Raw genomic sequence first — 26,410 nt, 5'->3', positions numbered from 1 at the left:
GAATGCTCTAATGTTGAGAGATCCGTGGAGATTCCAACTAAATTGTTCAAAGTAAAGGCGAGATTTGGGGGCTGCAAGACTATGGTAGAGAATGCCCTGCTGCATCGGCGAGAGGGGATAAAAATCTTCAATGTTTTTGTTTTTTACGCCCATTTCAAATATCTCCTATAGCTGCTGTAATGGCATCGAGATCGGTTTGATCCCATTGGCTTTGGTTAAATTCGGAAAAATCGGAGGGGGTAAAACCTCCTGCATCAGAAGATTGGCAATGAGTAATCAGCGATCTCAATGCTTCGATAAATATTTGAGCCAAAGTTTCAACCGTGGTTTGTCGGTATAACTCACTGCTATAAGTCCAGTTAATTTGCAGACTTTCCTGAGAAATACTGCTGTTAACTTCCAGCAAATGAGTTCTTTGACTTTGCAAACTACAACTGGAACCACTTGGTTCGGTAGTAAAGGCAAATAAAGACGATGATGGAAAAACTTGGTCAAACTGACCTAAATAATTAAACACTACTTCAGCTTTTGGCAAACGACTGAATCGTTCGTTAATTTCCACATCATCACTGAGATATCGCAACACTCCATAACCAATACCTCGATTGGGAATTGCTCTAAGTTGTTCTTTAATGGATTTAAGGGCTGTTCCGGGCGAATCGCAAGTGTTTTCCAAACTCAGGTGTACCGGAAACATAGTTGTAAACCAGCCCACAGTCCTGGATAAATCTACATTTTCAAACAACTCTTCTCGACCATGCCCTTTTAAATCAATTAGTAATGAAGTTTCTCCAGTCCATTGGTGAAATGTTTGCACCAGTGCAGTTAACAACACATCATTAATTTGTGTGTGATAAACTGCTGGCAGCTGTTGTAATAAAACTTGGGTTTCTTGTTCAGTTAACGATACAGTCACATTACAAGCTGATGCTTCTAAATTTGCTTTTACATTGTTTTCATAGCTAAAATCTAGCGGTAGAGGCTGAACAGAGTGTTGTTCGATTTTCAACCAGTATTCTAGCTCTGAACGCAAAGCAGGTGCTTGTGCATGTTCTTGTAGATAACTAGACCACTGTGGGAAAGAAGTTGTTTTCGCTGGCAACTGTAAAGCTTGGTTTTGACAACTTTGTTGGTAAGCTGTCTGAAAATCTTCAATTAAAATTCGCCAAGAAACTCCATCAACTACTAAGTGATGAATAATCCACAGTAAACGACTTGGTTGATTTGCACCCAGATCAAAATAAACAACTCGGTATAATGGCCCTTGTGTCGAGTTTAGGCTGGCTTGTAGATCAACTGCTGTTGCTGACATCTGGGCTACTTGTTTCTCTTGGGGGAATGTAGATAAGTCTATATAGGCGAATGGCACTCGCTCATCCGGAGTGACTATCACTGCCTCAAAGCCAGATTCTGTTTTTGTAAATCGCGATCGCAGAACATCATGATGCTGTTGCAAATACTGTAATACTTGTTCCACAAGCACCGGATTCAGTATTTGCCGCACCCCTAATAACAGAGCCTGATTGTAATGATGGTAGTTGACAAAATTTTCCTCTTCCTCAAAGAACCAGCGCTGAATGGGTGTTAAGGAAAATGCCCCAGTCACCAAACCCTGTTCAGATGAAATAGAACCTTTATTACTAGCTACCCTTGCTAGTTGGGCGATTGTTTGGTGTTGGAACAATTGTTTGGATGTGAGATTCAGTCCTGCTTGGTTAGCTTTAAATATAACTTGAAGACTGAGGATAGAATCCCCACCTAATTCAAAAAAATTGTCGTTTATACCTATTTTTTCTAATCCAATTACTTCTGCCCAGATATCTGCCAACTGCTTTTCAAAAGCTGTCTGAGGTGCAACATAAGTTTTTTCTAGCTCCGAACGTATCTGTTCAGGTGCTGGCAATGCCCGACGATCTAATTTACCGTTAGGGGTTACTGGCAGTGCCTCTAGCGTCACAAAAGCAATAGGTATCATGTAATCAGGAAGCTTTGACTCTAGAAATTCACGTAATTCTAGCGTTAATTTACGCTCTTGATTTTTTTGCAGAGGAGTATTGGCGTAATTGCGCCAAGGTTGAATGCTAACAGTTTCACTCTTAAAACAAGGAATATTTACATTCGGTGTTTGTCCATCTGGATTTTGCCGCACAAACACGGCATCATAATCACCATCAACACCAGAACCAGACCAGCTAATATTGACAGAATAAGGTAATGTATGACTTAAAGCCCACACATCTTCTGGATCTACACCATCAGTTAGACCTAAATACATAGCTTTCTGTAAAGTACTAACTGTGTGGTATTGCTCATCTGTATTGATTAGCTCTAGGAGTTTAGCTTCTGCTCCCAATCGAGAATTTGGGATATGAGTAATTCCTAAGACTTCGGGATTTTTTTCGAGTAATAAGTTATGTATTTTATTGATACTTAATCCCTCTTTTCGCCAGTCCATCCATACAACATTAGTGGGCTGATTAACATCCGATTTCACACCAATGATTACATCGTATTTAAATTTTGTTAATTCGTTATGATGAGAACCTCCTTTTAATTGAATTTGTACATGGCTGATGTTTGGTAAAAACTGCTGCAAAGCTGTAAAAAATTCAGGATCAATAACTAACTCATTGTCTGCTATTAGATTCTTTTGTATACGCTGCTGAAGTTCTGTTTTGCTGATTTCACCAGATGCTTGATGCAGTTGTACCCAAGTATGAAATGTCTCTATTAGTGGCAAACTGCGAACACCTCCCACAAAAATGTGTCCTCCAGGTTTAACCACATCAACAAGATTAGTCAGTACCTGTACCAAATAATTAATGCTAGGAAAATTTTGAATAATCTCGTTGAGAACAACCGTGTCAAAATTTTGTGGTTCTATTTCCGATAATTTGTGAGCCATACCCTGTATCAAGGTGACTTTTTCCACAATTTCCGGTTTTGAACTGATTTGTTGCTGAAGATAATCCAATGCTGCGTTAGAAATATCCATGCCACAGTAATGTTGACAGTGAGGAGAAATTCTTGTCAGCAGTAAACCAGTACCACAACCAATTTCTAAAATTTTATGAGGTTTCAGTTCCAGAACTCGCTCAACAGTATTTTTGACAGCTTCCAGGATCTCTACTTCTGGCAATGGCTGATTTGTATAACGGCTCATCCATACTCTGAGATTAATTGAAGGATCTATTGGAGAAAATTCCCAACTGTAGAACTGGTTATAAATATCTTCTAATTGAGACAGATGTTGAACTTCCGAATCAGCCAAATTTATTTGTGACTCTTCGGATAGCTGTCGTTGATTTGTTTGCTTTTGAAAGTTCTCTACACAATATGCAACCAGATGTCGAGTTCCAGGAACATCTTCTCTAACAATGACTACAGCCTCATCCACATATGGATATTGCTTCAGAACTGCCTCAATTTCTCCTAGTTCAATGCGAAATCCCCTGAGCTTAACTTGATAATCTAGTCTTCCCAGGAATTCAATATTACCATCTGCTAAATATTTAGCTTTGTCGCCAGTCTTATATAATCGTTTTTCCCCATTCCACAGGATAAATTTTTCTCTTGTTAAGTCGGGTTCATTGAGATAACCTCGTGCTAATCCTGCTCCGCCAATATAAATTTCTCCAGGAACACCAATAGGAACAAGTTGTAAGTGGCTATCTAATATATAAATTTCAGTGTTTTGTACGGCACGACCAATGGGGGTATTTCTTTCATAAGCAGACTGTGGTTTTACATTATATAAAGTCGCACATATTGTAGCTTCTGTAGGTCCATAGCCATTAATAATTTGTAATCCTGGTATACTTTGACTAATTGATATCAATAATTGCTCTAAAATCGGTTCAACGCCGACAAGTAATCTCTGCAAACATAGATTGTGTTGTTTTTGACTTAACCAATTGTACAGAGTATTGAGAAAAAATGGCGGGAGATAAGCACTCTGAATTTTGTTGTCACTTAACCATTGGATTAAAGCAATCGCATCTGCTCGGATATCGTCGGGAACAATATGCAGTGTCCCTCCACAGAAGAGGGCTGAAAAAATTTCATACACTGAAACATCAAAAGCTAAATTTGTCCACAAACTACAATGTGTGCCAGCTGCTAATGGTTGCCGACTTTCAATATCCGCCAATAAATTTGTCACACTGTGATGGGAACAGCAAACTCCTTTGGGCTTACCTGTGGAACCAGAGGTGTAGATTACATAAGCAAGGTTTTGAGCGTTGACTTGACATATTGGATTCTCTATGGGTGCGTGGGCTATTTCTTGCCAGTCAGTGTCTAAGCAAACTACCTTACCAGGATACTTTGATAGTTTTGTTAATAGTTGTTCTTCTGTTAGAAGTAAACAGACCTTAGCTTCTTCTAACATCGAAACTAGTCGTTCATTTGGATAAGTTGAGTCTAGCGGTAAATAAGCTCCACCCGCTTTTAGAATTCCCAGTATCCCAACGATCGCAGCCAGCGATTTATCTATACATAAACCAACCACTCCCTCTGATTGTAAGCCCTGCATTTTGAGGAAATGAGCTAGTTGATTTGCTCGATGATTTAACTCTTGGTAGGTTAATTTTCCTTGTTCACTGACCACAGCCACAGCATGAGGGACTTGTTTTACCTGTTCTTCAAATAGCTGATGAATGCATGAGAAGTTATTAATTGGAGATTGGTTTTGACAAAACTCTGTCTGTAATTGATGTTTTTGCACCTCAGTCAAAATTGGTAAATCTGACAGGCATTTCTCAGGAGATGCAACAATTCCAGCTAGCAGAGTTTTAAAATGCTCTGCCATCCGATTAATGGTGTTTGCATCAAATAAATCACTGTTGTATTCTAATGTCCCGACCAGTTCTTCTTGCTGTTCTACCATATCAAGGCTTAAGTCAAACTGAGCCGTCTCGCTGTCTAACTCTGATATGCTCATAGTTAGTTCTCCTATCTCTAGGGGAGGCATTGGACTATTGTTGAAGGCAAACCATACTTGAAAAATTGGGTTATAACTGAGGTTACGTTCTGGTTGAATTTCCTCAACTAACTTGTCAAAGGGAAAGTCCTGGTGACTATAAGCATCTAAGGATACTTTCCGGACTCTTCCCAGTAAATCGAGGAAACTAGGATTACCGCTCACATCAGTTCGTAGCACTAAGGTATTGACAAAATAACCAATTAACTTTTCGATCTCAGAAAAATTTCGATTGGCGATCGCAGTACCAATAATTATGTCATTCTCTTCAGTATAACGGTAAATGAGGGTTTTGAAGGCGGCAAGCAAAGTCATAAACAAAGTAGCTTCTGCTTGCTGGCTTAGTGACTTAAGTGCAGTTGTTAGAGAATTAGAAACGGTAAAGTAATGTTTTCTGCCTTTGTAACGTTGGACAGCAGGTCGGGGATAGTCAGTTGAAAGCTGCAATACGGTTAGAGGTTCCCTTAAATTTTGCTTCCAGTAAGCCTGTTGTACACTAAAAACCTCTCCTTGTAGATACTGTTGCTGCCAAATGGCAAAGTCTGCATACTGAATCGGCAGTTCCGGTAATGGCGAGGGTTGCTGATCACAAAAAGCCCGATATAGCGTTGCTAACTCATGCACCAATACACCAATTGACCAACCATCAGAAATAATGTGGTGCATTGTAAACAATAGCATATGCTCTTGTTCGCTTAACCGTAGTAGCTTCACTCGTAGAAGAATATCATTGCTAAGGTCGAACGACTGCTGGGCTTCTTTTTCCGCTAGTTGTCTTACTTGAGCCTCTTGTTTATGAATAGGTAACTCACTCAGATCAACTACCAACAATTGCAATGATGTTGCTGGTGAAATGAACGCCATAGGTTTGCTTTCCATGCTCTGGAATTTATATCGCAGAACCTCGTGGCGACGAAGAACTTCGTCAAAACTTTGTTGTAGTGCCTTAACATTTAATTGCCCTTGCAAACGAACTAGAGCAGGCAAGTTATAAAATGAGCTGTCTGACTCTAACTGGGCGAGAAACCATAACCGTTGTTGGGCAAATGATAGAGGAACAGGATTCTGATGAGAACGGCGAGGAATAACTATTTTTTGAGTCTTGAGCGTAGATTCACCCCGTAGTCGCTTTTCTAAAATTGCTTTCTGAGATGGTGATAGCTGAGAGCGTCTTGTGGAAATTTCATTTTTCTTATTATTCATAATTTACCTTTAATTTTTACGATCCTTAATTATTTAAATTCTTGTTTGAAATTTCATATATGAAGGTACAGGTTGAATGCTCATCAAATTAGTTTCTAAAAAAATTGTGTTCTCAATTTCCTTGAAACCTGCAAACTTGTAAGACACATACATCATTCTGTTGCGATCATTGGCAATAAACTCGGAACGCAAACGAACATTGTTATTTTTAGCCAATGTCATAATATAATTCAACATAATTGTGCCAACACCTCTGGACATCACACGACAAGACATCAGCAAGAGTTTTATAGTCCACACAAGCTCTTGGCATTCCACAAGAACTAACCCTATTTTGCCGTAACTACCGTACTTATCATCTAAAGTGGCAATTAACAATTTATGCTGATTTGATTGTCGAAAATGATTTAATTCATCATAGGAGTATGTATAGCCAGTTGTATTCAATTGGTTGGTTCTGAGCGTTAATTCTTCGGCTCTTTGCAAATCTTCTTCCTGTGCAGAAGAGATAGTAAAAGTCATATTGAGTGTAGCTAAAAATTCTTCTTGAGTGCCAACAAATTTTCTCTCAGAATTATTTCTAACTATATCACTAATATACATTAATCGTCTCAGTTTTGAATCTTCCGTAATAAAACGAGGATTCATTTCTGGCATATCTAGCAAATGTCCTAGATCAGCCGCATTAATACAAAGGACTTCAGGCAGTGAAAAGTTAACTTCTTCTAATTCAAATAGTTGGTCATCTATAAAGGCAAATGTATCAATACCTAAATTCAGAGAATGAGCAATTTCTTGAATAGAACTAGATTTAGAATTCCAATTGATTTGGGGGTACAAAAAATATTCATGCAATTTAAACTCTTCGAGTTGTGCCATTGCTCTGGCAGCATCATTTTTACTAGCAATAGATTGTAAAATGCCACGACTATCTAATTTTTTAATAATCTCGACCACTTCATTTCGCAGAAAAATGCGGTCATCTTCCAGCAACACACCATCCCAAAGTGTATTATCTAAATCCCAAACTACACATTTAACAGCTTTTTTATCGGCTTGTTTATTATTTAAAATTTCAGCTTTTGGACTAATCATATTTTTACATCCTTGCCAATAATTTTTGAGGCACATTAGAAGTAGGTTGTGACATATACTCCTGATAACCGTAATCAGCAATGGTTATCTGTTGTATTTGCGTGCTTCCTTCAATAATTTCCATAATTTTGGCATCTCGCAAATATCTAGCCACAGAATATTCACTTGTGCAACCATTGGCACCGTGGATTTGTACAGCATCATTGGCAATTTTGGTGGCGGTTGTAGACGCAAAATATTTAGCAATTGAAGTCTCTATTATGGAAGTGGGATCGCCAATTTGTTTAAGATAACCAGCTTGATAACACAATAACCTTGCTGCTTTCAGATTAGCTATCATTTCAGTGATCATTTGTCGGATCAATTGGTGTTCTTTGAGGGCAACACCAAACTGTTTTCGTTGACTTGTGTATTGAAGACAAGCTTCTAGACAAGCTTGAGCAATACCCACAGAACCCCATGCTACACTGTATCTTCCATAATCTAGTGCAGAAGAAGCGACATAAGAGAAACCAAAACCTAACTTGCCCACTAAATTTTCTTGGGGAATAATACAGTCCTGAAAATGTAGCTCTGCTAACATGGAAGCTCTCACACCTAACATCCCGGAAATGGGTTTTATTAAAAGTCCAGGGCTGTTTTTTTCCACTAAAAAAGCAGAGGGTTTACCCGCACATTGGGCAAATACTAAAAAGACATCTGCAATTTGTCCATAGGTAATCCACTTTTTCTGTCCATTTAAGATGTAAGAGTTGTCCGAAAGTGTTGCCGTGGTTTCTATACTTTTGGCATCGCTGCCGACATGAGGTTCACTTAACGCAAAAGCAGCTATTACCTCTCCTGATGCTAACTTAGGAAGCCAATACTCTTTTTGAGACTTGTTGCCCCATTTACACAAAGCATAAGCAACCATGTTATGAACGGTGAGCAAACTTCTGAGCGAAGAACATCCCCGCCCAATTTCTTCATTCAGAAGACCATAGGTAATGATGTCTATACTTTTGCCCCCAAATTCTTGGGGTAAGATAGCACCCAAATATCCTTGATTAGCGAGTTTTTCAATGAGTTTGTGAGGAGTATACTCTTTTTGATCGTAGTGATTCGCTTGAGGAACAATCTCTTCGTTAACGAAAGCTCTAAATTCAGTTTGGGCATTTTTTTGTTGAGCAGTCAACTCGATTTTCATTTTTTTGAATTCCATATAAAAAGATTCACAAATGTCAACAACTTACGTTTGCGAAACTAAATTTGTTTTCATTTCTATCAAATGAGTCATAGCATTTATCGTTCTAAAGTTCGCAAAATCTAAATCTTCATTTTCAATAGTAATTTGAAATTCTTGTTCAATAAATAAGACCAGTTGCATGGCAAACATGGAATTTACAAAACCAAGAGCAAAGATGTCTTCATCTAGCTGCAAGTCATGATTACGAAAAAATCGTGACAGAAATTCTTTGATTTTGGCTGAGATGTCTTTCATTTTTTTATTTCTCTGATGCTAATAACAATTGCGGCTCAATTTTTGTTTTTAAATTGCTCCGTTATAACTATAAAAACCTTGTCCACTCTTGCGTCCATGCAATCCTGCATCTACCATTTTTTTCAGTAACGAACAAGGTCTGTATTTGCTATCATTGAAACTTTCATACAAAACTTCAATGGAGAAAAGAATCGTATCCAATCCAATTAAGTCAGCAGTTTCCAAGGGTCCCATCTTGTGACCGAAACAAGTTTTGAAAATTCTATCCACGTCTTCCGCCGAAGCAACTTGGTCTTGTAGTAAGAAAATGGCTTCATTGATCGTCAACATGAGAACTCGATTGGAAACAAAACCAGGCGAATCATTGACGAGGATGCTTTCTTTACCCATCTGTGACAACAATTCTTTTGCTGTCGAGATGGTTTGGTCAGATGTGTGATACCCGCGAATCATTTCCACCATTGCTTTCATTGGTACTGGGTTCATAAAGTGCATTCCCACAACTCTGTCAGCACGTTTAGTGACAGAAGCAATGCGAGTAATAGGAATAGCGGATGTATTCGCGGCAAATACAGTATGGTCGGGACAAATTGCATCAAGCTGTGCGTATATCCCCTTTTTAATATTCCACTTTTCTGTGGCATTTTCAATCACAAATTCTGCATCTTCAAAAAACTTATAGTTAGTAGAAAATTTAATGCAATGCAGAATTTCTTCTAGATTTTCTATTTTTTCATTTTTATTAAAAAACCCTTGGAAACGAATGTTTTTTTTGATTTGTGCGTTGGCACGTTCCAAAATTTCTTCAGAAACATCTACTAGAATAACTTGATGACCAGTTTGTGCGAGGTTTTGGGCTAAACCAATTCCCATCACACCTGCTCCAACTACACCGACAACTTTAATTTTCATGATTTATATCTTGAACGGGTCTAATTTGACAATTGCATATCAGAAGATAATTGTTCTATTTCTCCTATGAGAATTTCCTCAATCACCAAGCCTAATTCAGCTATAGTGGGTGCTTCAAAGAGCGAACGAACTGGTAGTTCTATCTGGAAATTTTTACGAATCTGGGAAATAAGCACAGTTCCAGTGAGAGAGTCGCCACCTAATGCAAAAAAGCTGTCATAAATACCGATTGGCTCAATACCTAGTAATTCTTGAAAAATATCAGCCAGCTTGCGCTCTACATCGTTACTAGGAGGAACATAAGCATTCTTTAAATTTGGCCTTGAGTGGGAAGAAGATAAATTTAATTTTTGGTCAGTATTTTTCTCTTGTAAAGATTCTAGCTTAATCCATTGGTCAATCCTAGATTGTAAATTTCCAGTTGAAACAACTATTTGATGATATTGACTCCACCAAAGAATACGTTCAAGGACATTGAGACCTTCTTGGGGTTGGATGGCGAATTCTACAAAAGTTGTACTAGTAAATATTTGTTGGTTATCTGTTTCCAATTGCCATGCATCCCAGTTAATGCTCATCCAAGGAACAGGATTATTCCGATTATGCTCGTAAGCAAAAGTGTCCAGAAAAAGACTTGTTGCTGAGTAGCTAGCAGAACCTAATCCTCCTAAAACAGAAGTTAATGAAGACATCAATAGACAAAAGTCCAGTTTTTGGGACTGTAAAATCTCTTCTAATACTAAGAGTCCTTGTCTTGTTTGTTTAAATTGCTGTTCGTACTCCGTTGGATCTATCTCTACAATAGGAGTGAATAACTTGTCTACAGGCCTCTGATCTGTGTGGAATACCCCGTTGAGTTGACCCAACTGTTCTTGGGTTTCAAAAATGGTACTTTGCATTTGTGCTAAATTTACCACATCAACGCTTTTAATTAAGACTTTTGCGCCCAGGTTTTCTAATTCCTGCGCTTTATGAATCTTGAGGCTGATGTGATCTTGTTCGTCGTGAGTTGTTAGCCACTGTTCCCACTCCTGACAGTTAGGAAAATCTTCGGCTTCTAAAATCAGCAGTTTTGCTTGTACTGTCTTTGCTAGATGTTCGGCGATTACAAGTCCTATGTCTTCAAGTCCACCAGTAATTAAGTAAACTCCTTTTTCTTTTAATTTGGGTGTCTCGGTGATGTTGCCTTCTAATTGGACAGACTCAAAGGTTTGTATCCAACGTTCCAAACCACGGTAAGCAATCACTGAGTCAAAGGAATTGGCTTTGAGTTCCGTCAGCAGTTGATTGACAAATTTCTCTTCTTGCCAATTTCCTGGTGAAGGAATAGTAATATCAATGCTGCGACATTTAATATTTGAATATTCTTGTGGGATGACTTTCACAAGTCCAAGTACAGTCGCTTTTTCTGGACAGAGATTTTCTACTCCAGTCACTGCTTGCATATTATTGGAGATGACTGCAAGCTGTAAGTTATCGGTAAATTTCTGTTTTCCCAGCGCCTGTGCCAAAAATAGCAAACTGTGGAATCCTTGTTCTTGGGTTATGTTCCAGTCTACAGGTTCTGACTGTGTGACACTCCACAGATGAATAATTCTATTTGGGATGAAGTCTTGGGCGCGAAGTTCTTGAAGCAGGGTGTTGTAATCATCCTGTTGTTGAGGGTCTATTGTATATATACCCTTACCAAGTTGCTCTTTTGAAGATGCACTGATACTGCTAAATTGCTCTCCAATTCTGACAGCAATCACATGATGACCTTCAAGTTCGAGCCGATTGACAATTTGATTGCCTAATCCATACTCATCGACAAATACCAACCAGGATTCTGCTTGTTTGATTTGAGCGTTTGATTGTGGTGGTAGTGAACGTTTCCATGAAGGGATGTAGAACCAGTCAGCAATGTTGGGCTTTTTGCCTAATGACACTTTATGTGTATTGTCTGTATCTTGTTGATGAAGCAAAGCTGTAAATGCTGCGGGTGCTTCCTGTGTTGCTGACGCAGAAGCCTGAGCGACAATCACGTGTTCTCTAAAAGCTTCAAATTCAGAGAAAGCAGCCACTTCAACAAAACCATGAGATTTGAGTTGTTCCTGCCACTGATTTTTGGATAGAAAGGGATTACCCATGTTTCGGCTGCCGTTTTCATCCTTGATTGGATTCATCAGCAAACCATCTATTAAGTCAGCTTCCAATCTAGCTTGAGTTATTTCCCAGAGCAGGAGTAAACCTCCAGGAGCCAATAAAGAGCGAACACGATCAAGAGTTTCTCCGATATTTTGAGCTATGTGTATAACATTGTAAGCTACTACTACATCAAAGCTATGCTTCTCGTATCCTTGTTCAATTGGAGATTGCTCAATATCCAAAAGCTGATATTTGATAAACTGGTAATCGCTAAATTTTTTCTGAGCTGCATTTAGGAAGAAACCGCCCACGTCAGTAAACGTGTAATTGGTTTGTTTTGTCGGTAATAAAGGTAATAATTCCGATGTAGCAGTACCACTACCAGCACCAATTTCTAGAAGCCTCAGATTAACTTCTGATGATAACAATTTGACTACCTGTTTCATGCAGGTCTGCATGATGGAGTTGTAGTAATTATGTTTAGGTGAGACTTGAATGGAAAATTCTTTTTCTTGTAAGAAGATAGCAAGATTCAATTCCAAAGGTTCTTTTTTACCAGTTAAAATGGCTACTATATTTTCGCCATAAAGATGCACCAAATCGATTTCCTGTGGTGCATCTTTCCATCTTGCTCTGACTTCTACTAATAGATCATTGACAGCATCTGATGAAAGTAGCCGCAAGTTAGTAAACAGCCCTTGTTCTTGATCTAACTGACCTTGCTCTACCAATATTTCCAACCATCGACCTAACAATTCTTGATAGCGAGGAATAATCTCACATTGCTCAAACAATTCTGGCAAAGAATATTTTTGGTGGGAATTGCTAAAAGCTCCTAAATGTGTTAGTGCTAGCTTAATATAAGCAGTGCATAAACGATCCAACCACTGTCTTTTCTCTTGATAAATTTGCTTGTCAAATTCCAAGGCTCCTGCACTAGCTTGAAGTTGAGCTGCTGTGATCAGAGATTGCCAAAGTTCCGATGTTGTTAACTTGGGCTGGAAATTTCTTTGTGCTGAAGATAATGTTTGCGGTTCAATCCAATATCTTTGTCGCTCAAAGGGATATGTTGGCAAGGGAAGGCGATATCGGCGCTCATGGGCATGAAATTTAGACCAATCTATCTTGACTCCTGCAAGCCATAGCTGCCCTAATGTGTTCAATATAAAAGCCACATCAGATTGTCGCTCATAGGCATAACGCAACGAAGATAATACTACTAAGCCATCACTAGAAATATGATATAAACATTGCATCGTCAAGCTGCTTAATGCCTGTCCCGGCCCTATCTCCAACAAAATGGGACTATGTTGTGTCCACAACTGATTTACTCCCCGTGCAAAGCGCACAGGTTGGCACATATGCTGTGTCCAGTAGCTGGGATTTGTGGCTTGCTCTGGTGTAATCCAAGTTCCGGTAACATTGGATAGATAAGGAATTTGTGGTGGTTTGAGACTGATAGTTTGCACGAGTGCAGTCAAAGAGTCTGCGATCGCCTCCATCATGAAAGAATGGAAAGCATGGGAAGTTTGCAATCGCCGACAGGCTAACCCCTTGGCAATAAGCTGTTGTTCTAATTCTGCTACCGCCTCCATTGTTCCAGCCAGAACGCATTGGGATGACCCGTTAATTGCTGATAACGAAAGGTTTTCGCTCAAGAAAGGTTGCACTTGTTCTTCTGTCAAGGGAACTGCTAGCATTGCTCCCCCTGGCAACTCTTGAATCATTTGCGCTCTTTTGGCAACTAAAAGAATCGCATCTTCTAGGGATAATACCCCTGCCAATGTTGCTGCCACATATTCCCCAATGCTATAGCCAATCATCGCTACTGGACGAATACCCCAGGACATCCATAATTGAGCTAAAGCATACTCAATGGTAAACAGTGCTGGTTGAGTCAGATAGGTTTGATTCAGTTTTTGTGTAGCAGGGTCTGCTGGTTGGGTATCACGTCCAAGCATCTGGCGTAAATTGAGACCTGTTTTTTCTTTTGTTGCTCCTTGCTTTGTTGATTGAGAAGTAGGATAAATGACTTCTTTGAGATCAACTCCCAACAAAGGTTGGAATAGAGAACAACACAAATCAATCTGTGCTTGAAAAATTGGCTCTACCTGATAAAGTTCCTCAGCCATATCGATGTACTGAGTTCCTAAACCAGTAAACATGAAGGCTACCGGACGCTCATTCGTCTCCTCTGTGCTAGTCAAAACACGTTTGGGGTTTTGGAGGGCAATGATGGCATCTTGAATATTTTCGCAAACAACCGTGCGCCGATGAGTGAATGGGTAACGACCGACTTGCAATGTATAAGCCACGTCAGCAAGGTTCAGTTCTGGGTGCTGCTGGAGGTGATTGAGCAAATTTTTAGTTGTTGTCTCTAATGCTGAATTCGTTTTGGCAGATAACATTAGTAACTGCCAAGGACGAGATTTGCCAGAAGATTCAACTAGCGGAGCTTCTTCTAAGACAACGTGAGCATTAGTCCCCCCAAGACCAAAAGAACTGACTCCAGCGCGGCGGGGTGTTCCGTTTGTTGGCCATGCAGACAGTTGGGTATTGACGTAAAAAGGGGAGTTGGTAAAGTCTATTTCAGGATTTGGCTCTTCAAAGTACAAGCTAGGGGGTATTTGTTGATGTTTTAAAGCCAAAGCAGTTTTAATTAAGCTCGTTACTCCAGCCGCTGTATTCAAATGGCTGATATTGGTTTTAACTGAACCGATTGCACAATAACCCTTCTGAGTGGTGTCAGTACCAAAAACTTTTTCTAATGCCCTAATTTCAATGGGATCGCCAAGGGCTGTACCTGTGCCATGAGTCTCAATGTAGGTGATTGTATCAGGTTCAAAGGAGGCGATCGCTTGAGCTTCGGCAATAACTTCTGCTTGTCCTGTGACACTTGGTGCTGTATAACTGACTTTCACTGCACCATCGTTATTAATAGCTGAACCTTTAATCACTCCATAAATATAATCGCCATCCGTTACGGCATCCTCTAATCTCTTGAGAACAACAATGCCTACCCCTCTACCAAAAGGTCCACCAGTAGCTTTAGCATCAAAGGCACGAGTATGAGCATCAGCAGAAGCGATGCCGCCTGCTTCATAAAAGTAACCTTCTACTTGCGGAACCTGGATTGCAATGCCTCCAGCCAGCGCCATATCACACTGATAGCTGAGTAATCCTCGACAAGCAAGATGAACAGCTACTAAAGAAGTAGAACAAGCTGTACCAACATTCACACTTGGTCCCTTCAGATTTAATTTGTAAGAAACTCGTGTAGGTATAAAGTCTTTATCATTGCCAAGAGTAATTTGCAGATTTAGCGACTTCAAGAGTTCAGGGTGTGAAGCCAGATTATAGAACAAGTAAGTACTTAAGTTTCCCCCAGCATATAAACCAGTTAAGTTGTTGTCTGCTTTTGGGTTATAACCAGCATTTTCCAATGCTTCCCAAGCACACTCCAAAAAAATTCGCTGCTGAGGATCAAGAATTTCAGCTTCTCTAGGAGAAAAGCCAAAAAATGAAGCGTCAAACATCTCGATATCTTCTAGCACAAACCCAGCTTTCACATAATTGCGATCGCGCAGATAAGCAGGGTCTACACCTGAAGCTAACAACTCTTGATCACTGAAATATGAAATAGACTCTACACCGTCACACAAGTTTTGCCAAAACTGAGTTACGCTTTTGGCTCCAGGAAACCGACCTGCCATGCCAACTATAGCTATGCCTTTTAACGAACTATTCATCTTACTCTCCTTCTTTGCTTGATCATCTGTATTTCTGCGGCAGTGGCCGCTTCTTGCTTCTTGGCACGTTTCTGGGCTAGTTCAAAAGTTGGTTGTGCATTATTTTGTCGGCTGAAATATTCTGATAAGGTGCTAATGGTGGGATATTCAAATAATTCAGCCGTGGAAACATTACAGTTTAAAGCTGCTTGCAGCCTACTCCGCAGTTGCACCATCAGGAGTGAATCACCCCCCAACTCGAAGAAGTTATCGTAAATCCCTACTTGTTCTGTCCCAATTAGTTCTTGCCAAATAACAGCAATCTTTTGCTCAATTTCATTTCTAGGGACAATATAGGGATTACTCAGTTGTGGTCTGGGATGCTTTGGTTTAGAAACGTTTTCTTGATCTATAAATTCTGAAAAATTTTGTGAATTATCAGTCCCATTCATTTTTATGGAAATCAAATTCTGAGTCGATACTAGAACCTGGGAAAATCGACTTCCAAGAATACGACTAAATGCTTCTACTCCCTCTGTTGGTAATAATCCTGCTTGAACTAACTGTCTTTGATATTCATTGACAGAGCTAGTAAGTTGTTGATTGACTTCATTGTCAGCAAAACCCCATGAGTCAGACAAAACTGAAGTCTGTGCTTGTTGTTCACTGAGTTCGCCCTGTGCAACTACCTGTGTACTCACCGAATCTTGAGATTCGTCCAATAAAGGATTGTTCACTACTGGAAGTTGAGGTTTAGAAATATTCAGGGGTGGGGTGAATTGCTTCACTGCATATGCAGCCATACCCACTTCTTGCCAAGCAGTCCAGTTGATAGATACGGTGAATACACCATCTCGATTCGTCTTATACTGAGCAAAAGCATCAAGAAAAGCATTGGCACTGGCGTAATCTACCTGTCCAAATTCTGCTTGAATAGCAGTCATAGAAGAACAAAGTACAAAAAAGTCTAGTTGAGTATCTTGAAGAATACTATTGATAACTAGTGTTCCTTTGACTTTAGGTGCTAGGATACTGGCGGTCATTTCTAGTGTTTTTCGCTGAATCACTCCACCGGCGGGAACTCCAGCCGCATGGATCACACCGTTGAAATTGCCAAATTTTTTCTGCGCCTTTTGAATCGCCCAAAGCATTTGTTCATGATTGGCAACATCAGCACTCACTACCAAAACTTCTGCACCCAGCTTTTCGAGTTCCTGCACTTGAAGAATTTTGCGGCTGGTGTTGTCTTGCTCATCGTGATCAGTTAGCCACTCACTCCACTTGTCCGGTTCTGGAAATTCGGAACGTCCTACAAGCACAAGTTTTGCTTGTACTGTCTTGGCTAAATGTTCTGCTAGTTTGAGTCCAATTCCTCCCAGTCCACCTGTAATTAAATAGACTCCTTTTTCTTTTAATCTGTGTGTTTTCGCAGTATCTTGATGCAAACAGATAGGTTCAAAGTGTTGTACCCAGCGATGTTTTCCCCGATAGGTGATCACTGAGTCTGAGGATTTCGTTTCTAACTCGTTCAAAAGCTGCTCTATCAGTTTCTCATTTTTCCAACTTTCTGCTGACGAGGGAATAACAACATCAATGGTTTGACAACTGATGTCGGGGTATTCTTGGGGAATAACTTTAACAGGCCCAATAATGGTGGATTTTTCTGGACACAGCACTTCTTCACCTGTCACTTCTTGCATATTGTTGGAGATGACAGATATGTGCAGTTGTTCGGTAAGGTGGTGTTTTCCAAGTGCCTGAGCGAGAAATAGTAAGCTATAGAATCCCAAATCTTTTGCTTTATCTACTGCTGCTGGGTTTAATTCTCCATGATCAACAGGCGTGACATTCCATAAATGCACAATTTGGTTTGGGAAATTATTTTGTGCTAGAAGTTGATTAAGCAAAGCATCATAGTCATTTTGTTGTTGAGGATTTATTGTATAGTGGCGATCGCTTAGTTTCTGCAACTTTGATCCTACGCTCACAGCGATCGCATCCTGACCTTTAAGTGCCAGTTGTTTGACTAATTCTTCACCCAAGCCGCACTTATCGGTAAATACAAGGGTACAAGACAAAGCCGATTTTTTACTCTTGTGCTTTTCGGGTAGTGGAGAGCGTTTCCATGATGGAACGTAGAACCAGTTGGCAATATCTGGCTTTTTAGCAGGTAGAGAAGTGGATGGTTCTACACTTGTATTGAAGGTTACGCTTGGTTTTTGGCTATGAATCCAGTAACGCTGGCGCTCAAAGGGATAAGTGGGCAAGGGAAGACGATAACGACGCTCGTTGGTATAAAATCCCGACCAATCGACCTGTGCTCCGTACAACCAGAGTTTGCCTAGTGTGTTCAGTAAAAATGCTACATCTGACTGTTTTTCCTTGGGATGCCGCAATGAAAACAGTCCTACGACATCTGCATGCTTTTGAGCAAAAGTACACAAACTGCGTCCTGGCCCAACTTCTAGTAATATACGATTTGGCTCTTGCAGCAATGCAGAAATGCCTGCTGTAAACTGCACTGTTTGCCGTAAATGTGTTGCCCAGTAATGGGGATCTGTGGCTTGTTCTGCTGTAATCCAGGTTCCTGTGACGTTCGATATAAAGGGAATCTGAGGAGGATTTAGTTTGACTTTTTTAACTTCTTTGATGAATGGCTCAATGATAGGTTCCATCATCGCCGAATGAAAAGCATGGGATGTATGCAGACGGCGACACTCTACACCTAATGCTGTGAGTTGTTGATTAATTGTGTCTACAGCTTCATGGGTTCCGGAAACAACGCACAAGGAAGGAGCATTGCTGGCGGCTAAAGATAAGTTTTCATTGAGTAAAGTTTTAATCTCTGCTGCTGATTGTGAAACCGAGAGCATAGCACCTGCTGGAAGTTGTTGCATCAATCGCCCACGAATAGCAACCAGAGCTAAAGCATCCTCAAGTGTCATCATACCAGCAAGACAAGCTGCAACATATTCCCCGATGCTATGACCAATCATGGCACTGGGAGAAATACCCCAAAATATCCACAACTGAGCTAAAGCATATTCAACTACAAACAACGCAGGCTGGGTGATGGCAGTTTGTTGGAGTTTTTCGGCTGCGGATTTTGACTCGGACTCGGTGGGATAAATCAGTGAACGTAAATCACACCCAAGATGCGGTTGCAGTAATTGACAGCACAAATCGACTTGTTGTTGAAAAATTGGCTCAGTCTGGTAAAGTTCTTTACCCATATCTACATACTGAGCGCCTTGTCCAGGGAACATGAAGACGATGGAGCTATCATCGCTATTTTCAACTAAACGAGTCAAAACTCTTTGCGGATCTTGCAAAGCACTAGTTGCATCCTCAATATCTTGGCACACCAGGACGCGACGATGATTAAATTCAGCCCGCCCGACTTGCAATGTATAGGCAACATCCGCTAAATCCAGAGAGGGATGCAGTTTGAGATAATTGCCCAAATTTACCGTTGCTGTCTCCAATGCCGAGCTAGTTTTAGTAGATAAACACAATAGATATTTACTTTTACCTTTTGACTTTTGACTTGTGGCTTGTACTGGTGCTTCTTCTAAAATTACATGAGCATTAGTCCCACCAATACCCAACGAACTTACACCAGCACGCCGAGGCGTATTTCCCGCTTTCCATTCTCTGAGGGTTGTATTTACATAAAAAGGACTGTTCGCAAAATCAATCTGAGGATTGGGTTGCTCAAAATTTAAACTAGGTGGTATTTGCTGATGTTTGAGCGCTAAAACTGTTTTAATCAGTCCTGCAATCCCGGCTGCTGCATCTAAATGACCGATATTCGTCTTGACTGAAGCGATCGCACAAAAACCCTTTCTATTTGTACTTTCACGAAAAACGTTTGTTAAAGCCGATATTTCAATGGGATCGCCTAAAGCTGTACCAGTACCATGAGCTTCAATATAGTTGATTGTCTCCGGTTCAACTCCTGCAAGCATCATTGCTTCAGCAATAACTTCTGCTTGACCATTAACGCTAGGCGCTGTGTAGCCCACTTTACCGGAACCATCGTTATTGATAGCTGAACCTTTAATTACAGCATGAATGCAATCACCATCTGCTAAAGCATCGCTCAATCGCTTGAGAACGACCACTCCTACACCATTACCAATAGTTGTTCCCTGGGCTTGGGCATCAAAAGCACGACAACGACCATCAGGAGAAAGTGTTCCCCCTTGTTCGTACAGATAACCTGATTTCTGGGGAACGTGGATAGAAACCCCACCAGCTAAAGCCATATCGCATTGATAATTCAACAAACTTTGGCAAGCAAGTGTGGTGGCAACTAATGAGGTAGAACAAGCTGTTTGGACTGTAATGCTGGGACCTGTAAGATTTAATTTATAAGAAACACGGGTAGTCAGAAAGTCTTTATCGTTACCAATTAGCGTTTGATAGCATTGGGCTGAACCCAGGCGATCGCGGTTTAAATCTACAGAATAATAGTTATTGAGGCTAGCACCAGCGTATACTCCAATCCGACTTGTATACCTAGTGGAATCATAGCCAGCATTTTCCAATGCCACACACGCACACTCTAAGAACAGACGGTGTTGGGGGTCAGTAACTTCGGCTTCTTTAGCATTAAAATTAAAAAATTCCGCGTCAAATAAATCGATATCTTCTAATATGGCACTGGCTTTTACATAATTGCGATCGCTGAGAATATCCGAATTTATTCCCTCGGATCTCACCTCTTCATCTGTGAAGATGGAAATTGACTCTGTACCATTTTGTAAATTCTGCCAAAATTCTTCCAGATTTTTAGCACCGGGAAAACGTCCTGCCATGCCAACTATGGCGATGCCTTCTAGAGCGTCATCATTATATGTAGTGCTAACCATAAATCTTTTTACCTTGCTTACTCAATAATTGCTTTTGGCGATTGATAGCCTCAATTTGCTTTTGAGCGCGATCGCGTGTTCCTGTAAAACAAACCTGTTGCTCTTGATTTAAGTACTGTGCTAATGAGTAAATAGTGGAATTTTGAAACATCGTCACTACTGATATATCTCGCTGCAAAATTGCACACAGTTGATTATTTACTTTCAACATCAGTAGCGAATGCCCACCTAAATCAAAAAAGTTGTCATGAATCCCCACTTGATCGAGATGTAGCACTTCTTGCCAAAGCTTTGCTATCTGCTGTTCCATTTCGGACTGAGGTAGCTGAAAAGATACTCTTAAATCTGGACGTAGATTTTCAGGTACAGGTAAAGCGCGACGGTCTACTTTGCCGTTTGGCAAGAATGGTAAAGTGTCTAGGAAGATGAAAATACCAGGTATCATGTAATCAGGTAACAATTCTTTGAGATATTTTCGCAGTTCATTAACTGTGGGTATCTGACTTTGCAAAGAAACTATATAAGCCACTAATTGTTGATGACCAGCTTTGTCTTCTCGTACCAGAACTACAGTTTCTCGCAAGGATCGATGCTTCAATAACGCATTCTCAATCTCACCTAGCTCAATCCTAAAGCCTCTAATCTTAACTTGATTATCCGCTCGCCCTAAATACTCTAAATTTCCATCTGGTAGATAACGGGCTAAATCTCCTGTTTTATATAGTTTTGAATTTAGTTTACTACTAAAAGGGTTAAATATAAACCGTTCCTTCGTTAATTCTGGTTGGTTTAAATATCCTCTAGCTAAACCAGCACCACCAATATAAATTTCTCCAGGTACACCAATTGGTACAGGTTGTAATTTAGGATCAAGCAGGTAAATTTGTGTATCGGCGATAGGACGACCAATAGTTACATTGCTATTTCTATTTATTTCAACAAATGTGGAGTAAGTCGTATCTTCAGAAGGTCCGTAAAGATTCAAAACTTTCTGAATATGATGGTTTTGATAAATCTGCTTTACAAGTTGATTTTGTAGTGGCTCACCAGCAAGATTAACTGTCCTGACTGAAGGGGGTAAACCATCTATTTGCAGTAATTCATTAATGATACTGGGGACTGTATTTACTAAACTCACTTCAGCAGTCAATGAGGGTAAATGCAACGCATTTTCTACGAGAATTATTCTACCACCCCAACTGAGGGGAACAAACATTTCAAATATTGATAAATCAAAGCAAATGGAGGTTGATGCTAAAACTCCAGCCAGGTCATCAACTGTAAATACCTCTCTTGACCATGTTAATAAAGCAACACAACTTTGATGTTTAATGGCAACGCCTTTTGGTACGCCAGTAGAACCGGAAGTGTAGATAACATAAGCTAGGTGATCGGATTTTACTTCACTAAACAGATTTTCTGCACTCTGTTGGCTAAGTAATTGTAAATCTTGATCAACACAGAGAACATGGAGACTTGGTTGATCAAATAACTCAACTAAATGGGTTTGAGTCAGCAATACCCTTGCTTGACTGTCTTCTAGCATGAAGGTCAAGCGTTCCTGGGGATAAGCTGGATCTAGGGGTACGTAAGCTCCACCTGCTTTTAGGATAGCTAACAACGCAATCACCATTTCTGGTGTACGTTTCATGCAAATACCCAAAATTTCTTCAGGCTTCACACCTAGTTTTTGTAAGTAGTGAGCTAGTTGATTCGCTCGATTATTCAACTCTCGATAGGTTAATTTTTGATTGTCACAAATAAGAGCGATCGCATCTGGTGTTTTCTCTACTTGGGATTCAAATAAATGATGAATGCACTTATCTTGAGGATAATCTGTTTGAGTATCATTCCACTCAATTAATAACTGTTGTACTTCAGATGGTGTTAATAGTTGCAATTGTGAAATACATTGTTTAGGATCACTAACTATACTTTCCAGTAAAGTCTGAAAATGTCCTAGCATCCGGTTAATAGTATCTGCATTAAATAAATCCGTATTATATTCACAAGTTGCAACCAAACCTGACTCAGAATCATCCATAAACAATGTCAAATCAAACTTAGATGTGCCGTTTTCCCCTTCTTCATAGGTAATTGATACATCCGTAATACTGAGGTTGGGTTTGGGAACATTTTGCAGAACAAACATCACTTGAAAAAGTGGATTGTAGCTCAAGTCTCTGTTTGGCTGTAGTTCTTCTACTAACTTCTCAAAAGGTAACTCTTGGTGAACATAAGCTTCTAAAGCTGTTGACTTCACTCGCGCTAACAACTCCTGAAAACTCAGGTCGCCAGATAAATCTGTACGCAGTAATAAAACATTTACAAAAAATCCTATTAATGACTCAACTTCTGCTTTATTACGATTGGCTATGGGTGAACCAACTACAATATCAGTCTGACCTGTGTAGCGGTATAGCAAGATTTTGAAAGCTGTAAGCAAGGTCATAAATAGAGTTACTCCCTGCTGACGGCTCAAATTCTTCAGTTCTGTTGTCAGAGTTGGGGAAAGAACTAATTGCGCTCGATTACCTTGGAAGGTTTGCACTGGCGATCGCGCTCGGTCTGTTGGTAAGTTTAATACAGGAAGTTCACTCTGCAACTTTTGTTTCCAATAAGTCAGTAAAGATTGAATGCGTTCAGAATCAATCGATTTGCGTTGCCAAGTGACAAAATCTCTATACTGAATGGGTAACTCTGGAAGTTGTGAGAGTTCGCCAACAGAAAATGCTTCATATAGTGCAGCTAGTTCTTGAATCAAAACTCCAATAGACCAACCATCTGCAATTATATGATGCAGAGTGAGAATTAAATGATAACTCTGATCACTTAGTTGTAAAACTTTAGCCCGCAAAAGCGATTGAGCAGATAAGTCAAAAGGTTGCTGTGCTAACTCACTAGCCAAACGTTGTGCTGCATGAGTGCGATTCTCGCTTGCAGACAGCCCCCGTAAATCTTCCATTGCCAAAGTTAAGGGTAAAGCTTGGTTAATGACTTGGACTGGTTGTCCATCAACTACTGTAAAGCTTGTCCGCAAAACTTCGTGTCGTCTGATAATTTCGTTGAGACTGTCTTGTAAAAATGCTAAATTAACACATCCTTTGAGGCTAATAACTATAGGAATATTATATGTAGAAGTATCAGGCTGAAGCTGGTGGATAAACCACAATCCCTGCTGGCCAAAAGATAGAGGATATACTTCGGCTGGCTGGACTTGGCTAATCTTTGAAGGTATAAAAGCCTCTGTTGTAATTTGAGCGAGAATCTTTGTGACCAGAGATGATCGCACACTCATCCCTTCAAAGAAGTCTGCTACAGATATTTCTACTTCTAAGTCGGTTTCAATCCGATTTTTTATCTCAAATACTTTTAAAGAATCCAGTCCTAGACTGCTTAACGGCTCTTCAACTTTAATATCACTTGAGGTGATACCAAGTACTTCTGCCAAAAGTGCAATTAAATATGCTTCTAAAAGCGGTGGACGCTCCCTTGGGGAAAGTGCCAAAAGTTCCGAACGTTGTAAGCGAGTTTCTGCTTTGACAATATTACTAATTTTTAAAATGTTACTGGCAACTACATTCAGTTCGCCATTCTGAAATTGAGCGCGAGTTGCACGTCGCTGAATCTTACCACTGGAAGTTTTGGGAATACTACCTGGTTTAATTAACACAACAGCATAAACTTGTACTTCATACTCCTCAGTAATTCCTTGCCGAATTGCCGAAATCACTTCTTCTAAATTTGGCTTGGCGCGAAACTCTAATTCTTGTACAATTATAAGTCTTTCTTCGTTATTAATTTCTACTGTAAATGCTGCAACAGCACCAGAACGCAAGGATGGATGACTGCGCTCGGCAGTTAATTCTATATCTTGTGGGTAAAGATTGCGACCACGAATAATAATTAAATCTTTAGCTCTACCTGTAATAAAAAGTTCGTCATTGTGCAGAAAGCCCAAATCCCCCGTCCGCAGGAATGGTTTTTCTCCTGTATCTGATAGATAAGCTTGGAATGTCTCTGCTGTCTCCTGTTCACGATTCCAATAACCTTGAGCAACACTCGGACCAGATACCCAAATTTCCCCGATTTCATTAGGCTGACAACTACTTAATGTTTCTGGATTAGCAATGACTACTTTCTGTTCTGGTATAATGCGACCACAACTGACAAAATGGTATCCATCTTCATCTTGAGCAGATGAGTCAATGACTTGATGAGATTCTAATGCAGATTTCTGGATAGTTTTAATTATCGGTGATTTTGCCTTCTCAACGCCTGAAACCATCAAAGTTGTTTCAGCCATTCCATAACAAGGATAAAACGCCTCCTTCTGGAAGCCACACTCTGCAAAGGCTGCTGCAAACCGCTCTAAAGTATCATGTCGAATCGGTTCAGCGCCGTTAAATGCAACACTCCAACTACTCAAATCAAGAGTTGCTTTTTGTTCAGCAGTAATTTTTTGAGTACATAAATCATAGGCAAAGTTAGGCCCACCACTAGTTGTACCTTTATACTGAGAAATTGCCTGCAACCAACGATAAGGACGTTGAAGAAAGGAAGGCGGAGGCATAATAATGCTAGGAAAACCCCCATACAAAGGTTGCAATATTCCTCCAATTAGTCCCATGTCATGGTACATCGGTAGCCACGTTACGAACTTACTGGCTGGGGAATGCTCCATAAATTGGTAAGTCGTATCAGCATTGTGCAGTAAGTTGCCATGACTAATCATGACACCCTTGGGTGTGCCTGTGGAACCGGATGTGTATTGTAGAAAGGCTAAGGTATCTTGATCAATAGAGGGTTCTTGCCAACTATCTTCTATTCCCTCTACAAGATTGTCGGTTGTCAACCACTGCAACGATTTCAGGTCAGTCTTTTCTGTTATTAAAGACTGCACTGTAGGTAGTATTTCTGTTGTCGTTAGAGCGATCGCGGCTTGTGCATCTGTGGAAATAGCCTTTATTCTGGGCGTATTGCGCTGATTTCGGGGAGGATATGCAGTTACAGCCACAACTTTCGCATATAAACAACCCAAAAAAGCCACTAAAAAATCTAGCCCGGCTGGATAAAGTAGTAACGCTCGTTCTCCCGATAAACCTAATGCTTGTAATTGTGCAGCTACTCGACGCGATCGCCTATCCAATTCTTGATACGTTAGTGTTACTTTTTCTGTCTCTCCATCCAACAAGAAAGTAAAAGCATCTCTATCTGGGTGGATAGAGCTTCTTAAGCGCAGTACATCGACAAATGTAAAACAACTACTCGAAGCTTCAAATAAGTTAAGAAAAAATTTACTCATCTTTGTGTTCTCACGTTAAATGCCACCCTGATAAGCTCTGTAAGAATTCTGACCCTAAAGATAACAATCAAGAGCAAGTGAAAAAAATAGATTTAATGCCTTGACTTAGGTTTCGACTTTTAATGATTAGTTCAGCAAAGCACTAATAACTCTAGTGTTATATAAACGATCATCCAAAGATTTACTGTTATAAACCTGAACCCAATTGATATATTATTGCAACTATTTCTGATTCAGAATAGCTCAAAATTGTAGCATTGACAACCTCTTAACTATATGAAAAAGATTATCAATAACTATCTATCCATCAGTTAACCTGATGATTAGCTATTTTTAACAGCACGCAAATATCAAGCTCTTATTTTGATATATTCAGCTCAATAATAGTAAATTATATTTTGTCTAAAAGTAACTAAATAAGCTTTAATTGGGTTTAAATGCATTATTTCAGCCTAATTAAAGTTTTTACCTTACTTGCTTAAAAATGGCTCATGTTATATGCATAACTTCGATTATTTGTCAACCTGATATTTGCTGTCAAAATAATTGCGACTTGGATACATAATAATTAAAACAAATTCTTAATTAACTTGTATCTTAAGTCACTTTGCATTATTGTTAGAATATTTATAGCTAGATGATAATAACTAGTGTTTATCATCGTGTCTTTGAATAGGTGCAAGTAGTGTGATTGAGTGTAAGTGG

Annotated in this window: 8 protein-coding genes; all 8 read right to left on the bottom strand. The window is 39.8% G+C overall.

Annotation, left to right across the window (positions count from 1 at the left end; genetic code table 11):
* Positions 1-154 precede the first annotated feature (154 nt).
* The 8 genes from ACM0OP_RS14700 to ACM0OP_RS14665 are packed head-to-tail and all read right to left on the bottom strand — an operon-like array spanning position 155 to position 25,705.
* On the bottom strand, positions 155-6,184 hold the full coding sequence (locus ACM0OP_RS14700; RefSeq protein WP_414529164.1) for an amino acid adenylation domain-containing protein: 6,030 nt from the start codon (positions 6,182-6,184) through the stop codon (positions 155-157).
* 33 nt (positions 6,185-6,217) lie between these two features.
* The gene (locus ACM0OP_RS14695) at positions 6,218-7,279 is read right to left on the bottom strand and encodes an HAD-IIIC family phosphatase (protein ID WP_414529163.1); all 1,062 of its coding nucleotides are present in this window, start codon (positions 7,277-7,279) and stop codon (positions 6,218-6,220) included.
* Between the two features lie 4 nt (positions 7,280-7,283).
* Entirely contained in the window at positions 7,284-8,465 is a 1,182-nt protein-coding gene (locus ACM0OP_RS14690; protein ID WP_414529162.1) for an acyl-CoA dehydrogenase family protein, read from the bottom strand.
* 42 nt (positions 8,466-8,507) lie between these two features.
* Positions 8,508-8,759: an acyl carrier protein gene (locus tag ACM0OP_RS14685; protein ID WP_414529161.1), complete on the bottom strand. Its 252-nt coding sequence runs from the start codon at positions 8,757-8,759 to the stop codon at positions 8,508-8,510.
* Between the two features lie 48 nt (positions 8,760-8,807).
* Positions 8,808-9,671 carry a 3-hydroxyacyl-CoA dehydrogenase family protein gene (locus ACM0OP_RS14680; protein WP_414529160.1) on the bottom strand — a complete coding sequence of 288 codons (864 nt, stop codon included), beginning with the start codon at positions 9,669-9,671 and terminating at the stop codon, positions 8,808-8,810.
* A 20-nt stretch (positions 9,672-9,691) separates the two neighbouring features.
* Positions 9,692-15,547 (bottom strand): beta-ketoacyl synthase N-terminal-like domain-containing protein, encoded by a 5,856-nt coding sequence (locus ACM0OP_RS14675; RefSeq protein WP_414529159.1) that lies wholly within the window; start codon positions 15,545-15,547, stop codon positions 9,692-9,694.
* On the bottom strand, positions 15,544-20,400 hold the full coding sequence (locus ACM0OP_RS14670) for a type I polyketide synthase (protein ID WP_414529158.1): 4,857 nt from the start codon (positions 20,398-20,400) through the stop codon (positions 15,544-15,546). The genes ACM0OP_RS14675 and ACM0OP_RS14670 overlap by 4 nt, the downstream gene beginning before the upstream one ends.
* Positions 20,393-25,705 (bottom strand): amino acid adenylation domain-containing protein, encoded by a 5,313-nt coding sequence (locus ACM0OP_RS14665; RefSeq protein WP_414529157.1) that lies wholly within the window; start codon positions 25,703-25,705, stop codon positions 20,393-20,395. Before ACM0OP_RS14665 ends, ACM0OP_RS14670 begins: the two co-directional genes overlap by 8 nt.
* Positions 25,706-26,410: the final 705 nt, after the last annotated feature.

Source organism: Nodularia chucula CCY0103, assembly GCF_963923915.1.
GTDB classification, from domain to species: domain Bacteria; phylum Cyanobacteriota; class Cyanobacteriia; order Cyanobacteriales; family Nostocaceae; genus Nodularia; species Nodularia chucula.
The sequence above is the reverse complement of the archived record's forward strand: the minus strand, read 5'-3'. Positions and strand labels throughout refer to the sequence as shown.

What these genes read in the sequence shown, in the direction of transcription:
- ACM0OP_RS14690 (WP_414529162.1), bottom strand. Translation starts at nt 8,465, where the DNA reads ATGAAAATCGAGTTGACTGCTCAACAAAAAAATGCCCAAACTGAATTT.
- ACM0OP_RS14695 (WP_414529163.1), bottom strand. Translation starts at nt 7,279, where the DNA reads ATGATTAGTCCAAAAGCTGAAATTTTAAATAATAAACAAGCCGATAAA.
- ACM0OP_RS14685 (WP_414529161.1), bottom strand. Translation starts at nt 8,759, where the DNA reads ATGAAAGACATCTCAGCCAAAATCAAAGAATTTCTGTCACGATTTTTT.
- ACM0OP_RS14665 (WP_414529157.1), bottom strand. Translation starts at nt 25,705, where the DNA reads ATGAGTAAATTTTTTCTTAACTTATTTGAAGCTTCGAGTAGTTGTTTT.
- ACM0OP_RS14670 (WP_414529158.1), bottom strand. Translation starts at nt 20,400, where the DNA reads ATGGTTAGCACTACATATAATGATGACGCTCTAGAAGGCATCGCCATA.
- ACM0OP_RS14700 (WP_414529164.1), bottom strand. Translation starts at nt 6,184, where the DNA reads ATGAATAATAAGAAAAATGAAATTTCCACAAGACGCTCTCAGCTATCA.
- ACM0OP_RS14675 (WP_414529159.1), bottom strand. Translation starts at nt 15,547, where the DNA reads ATGAATAGTTCGTTAAAAGGCATAGCTATAGTTGGCATGGCAGGTCGG.
- ACM0OP_RS14680 (WP_414529160.1), bottom strand. Translation starts at nt 9,671, where the DNA reads ATGAAAATTAAAGTTGTCGGTGTAGTTGGAGCAGGTGTGATGGGAATT.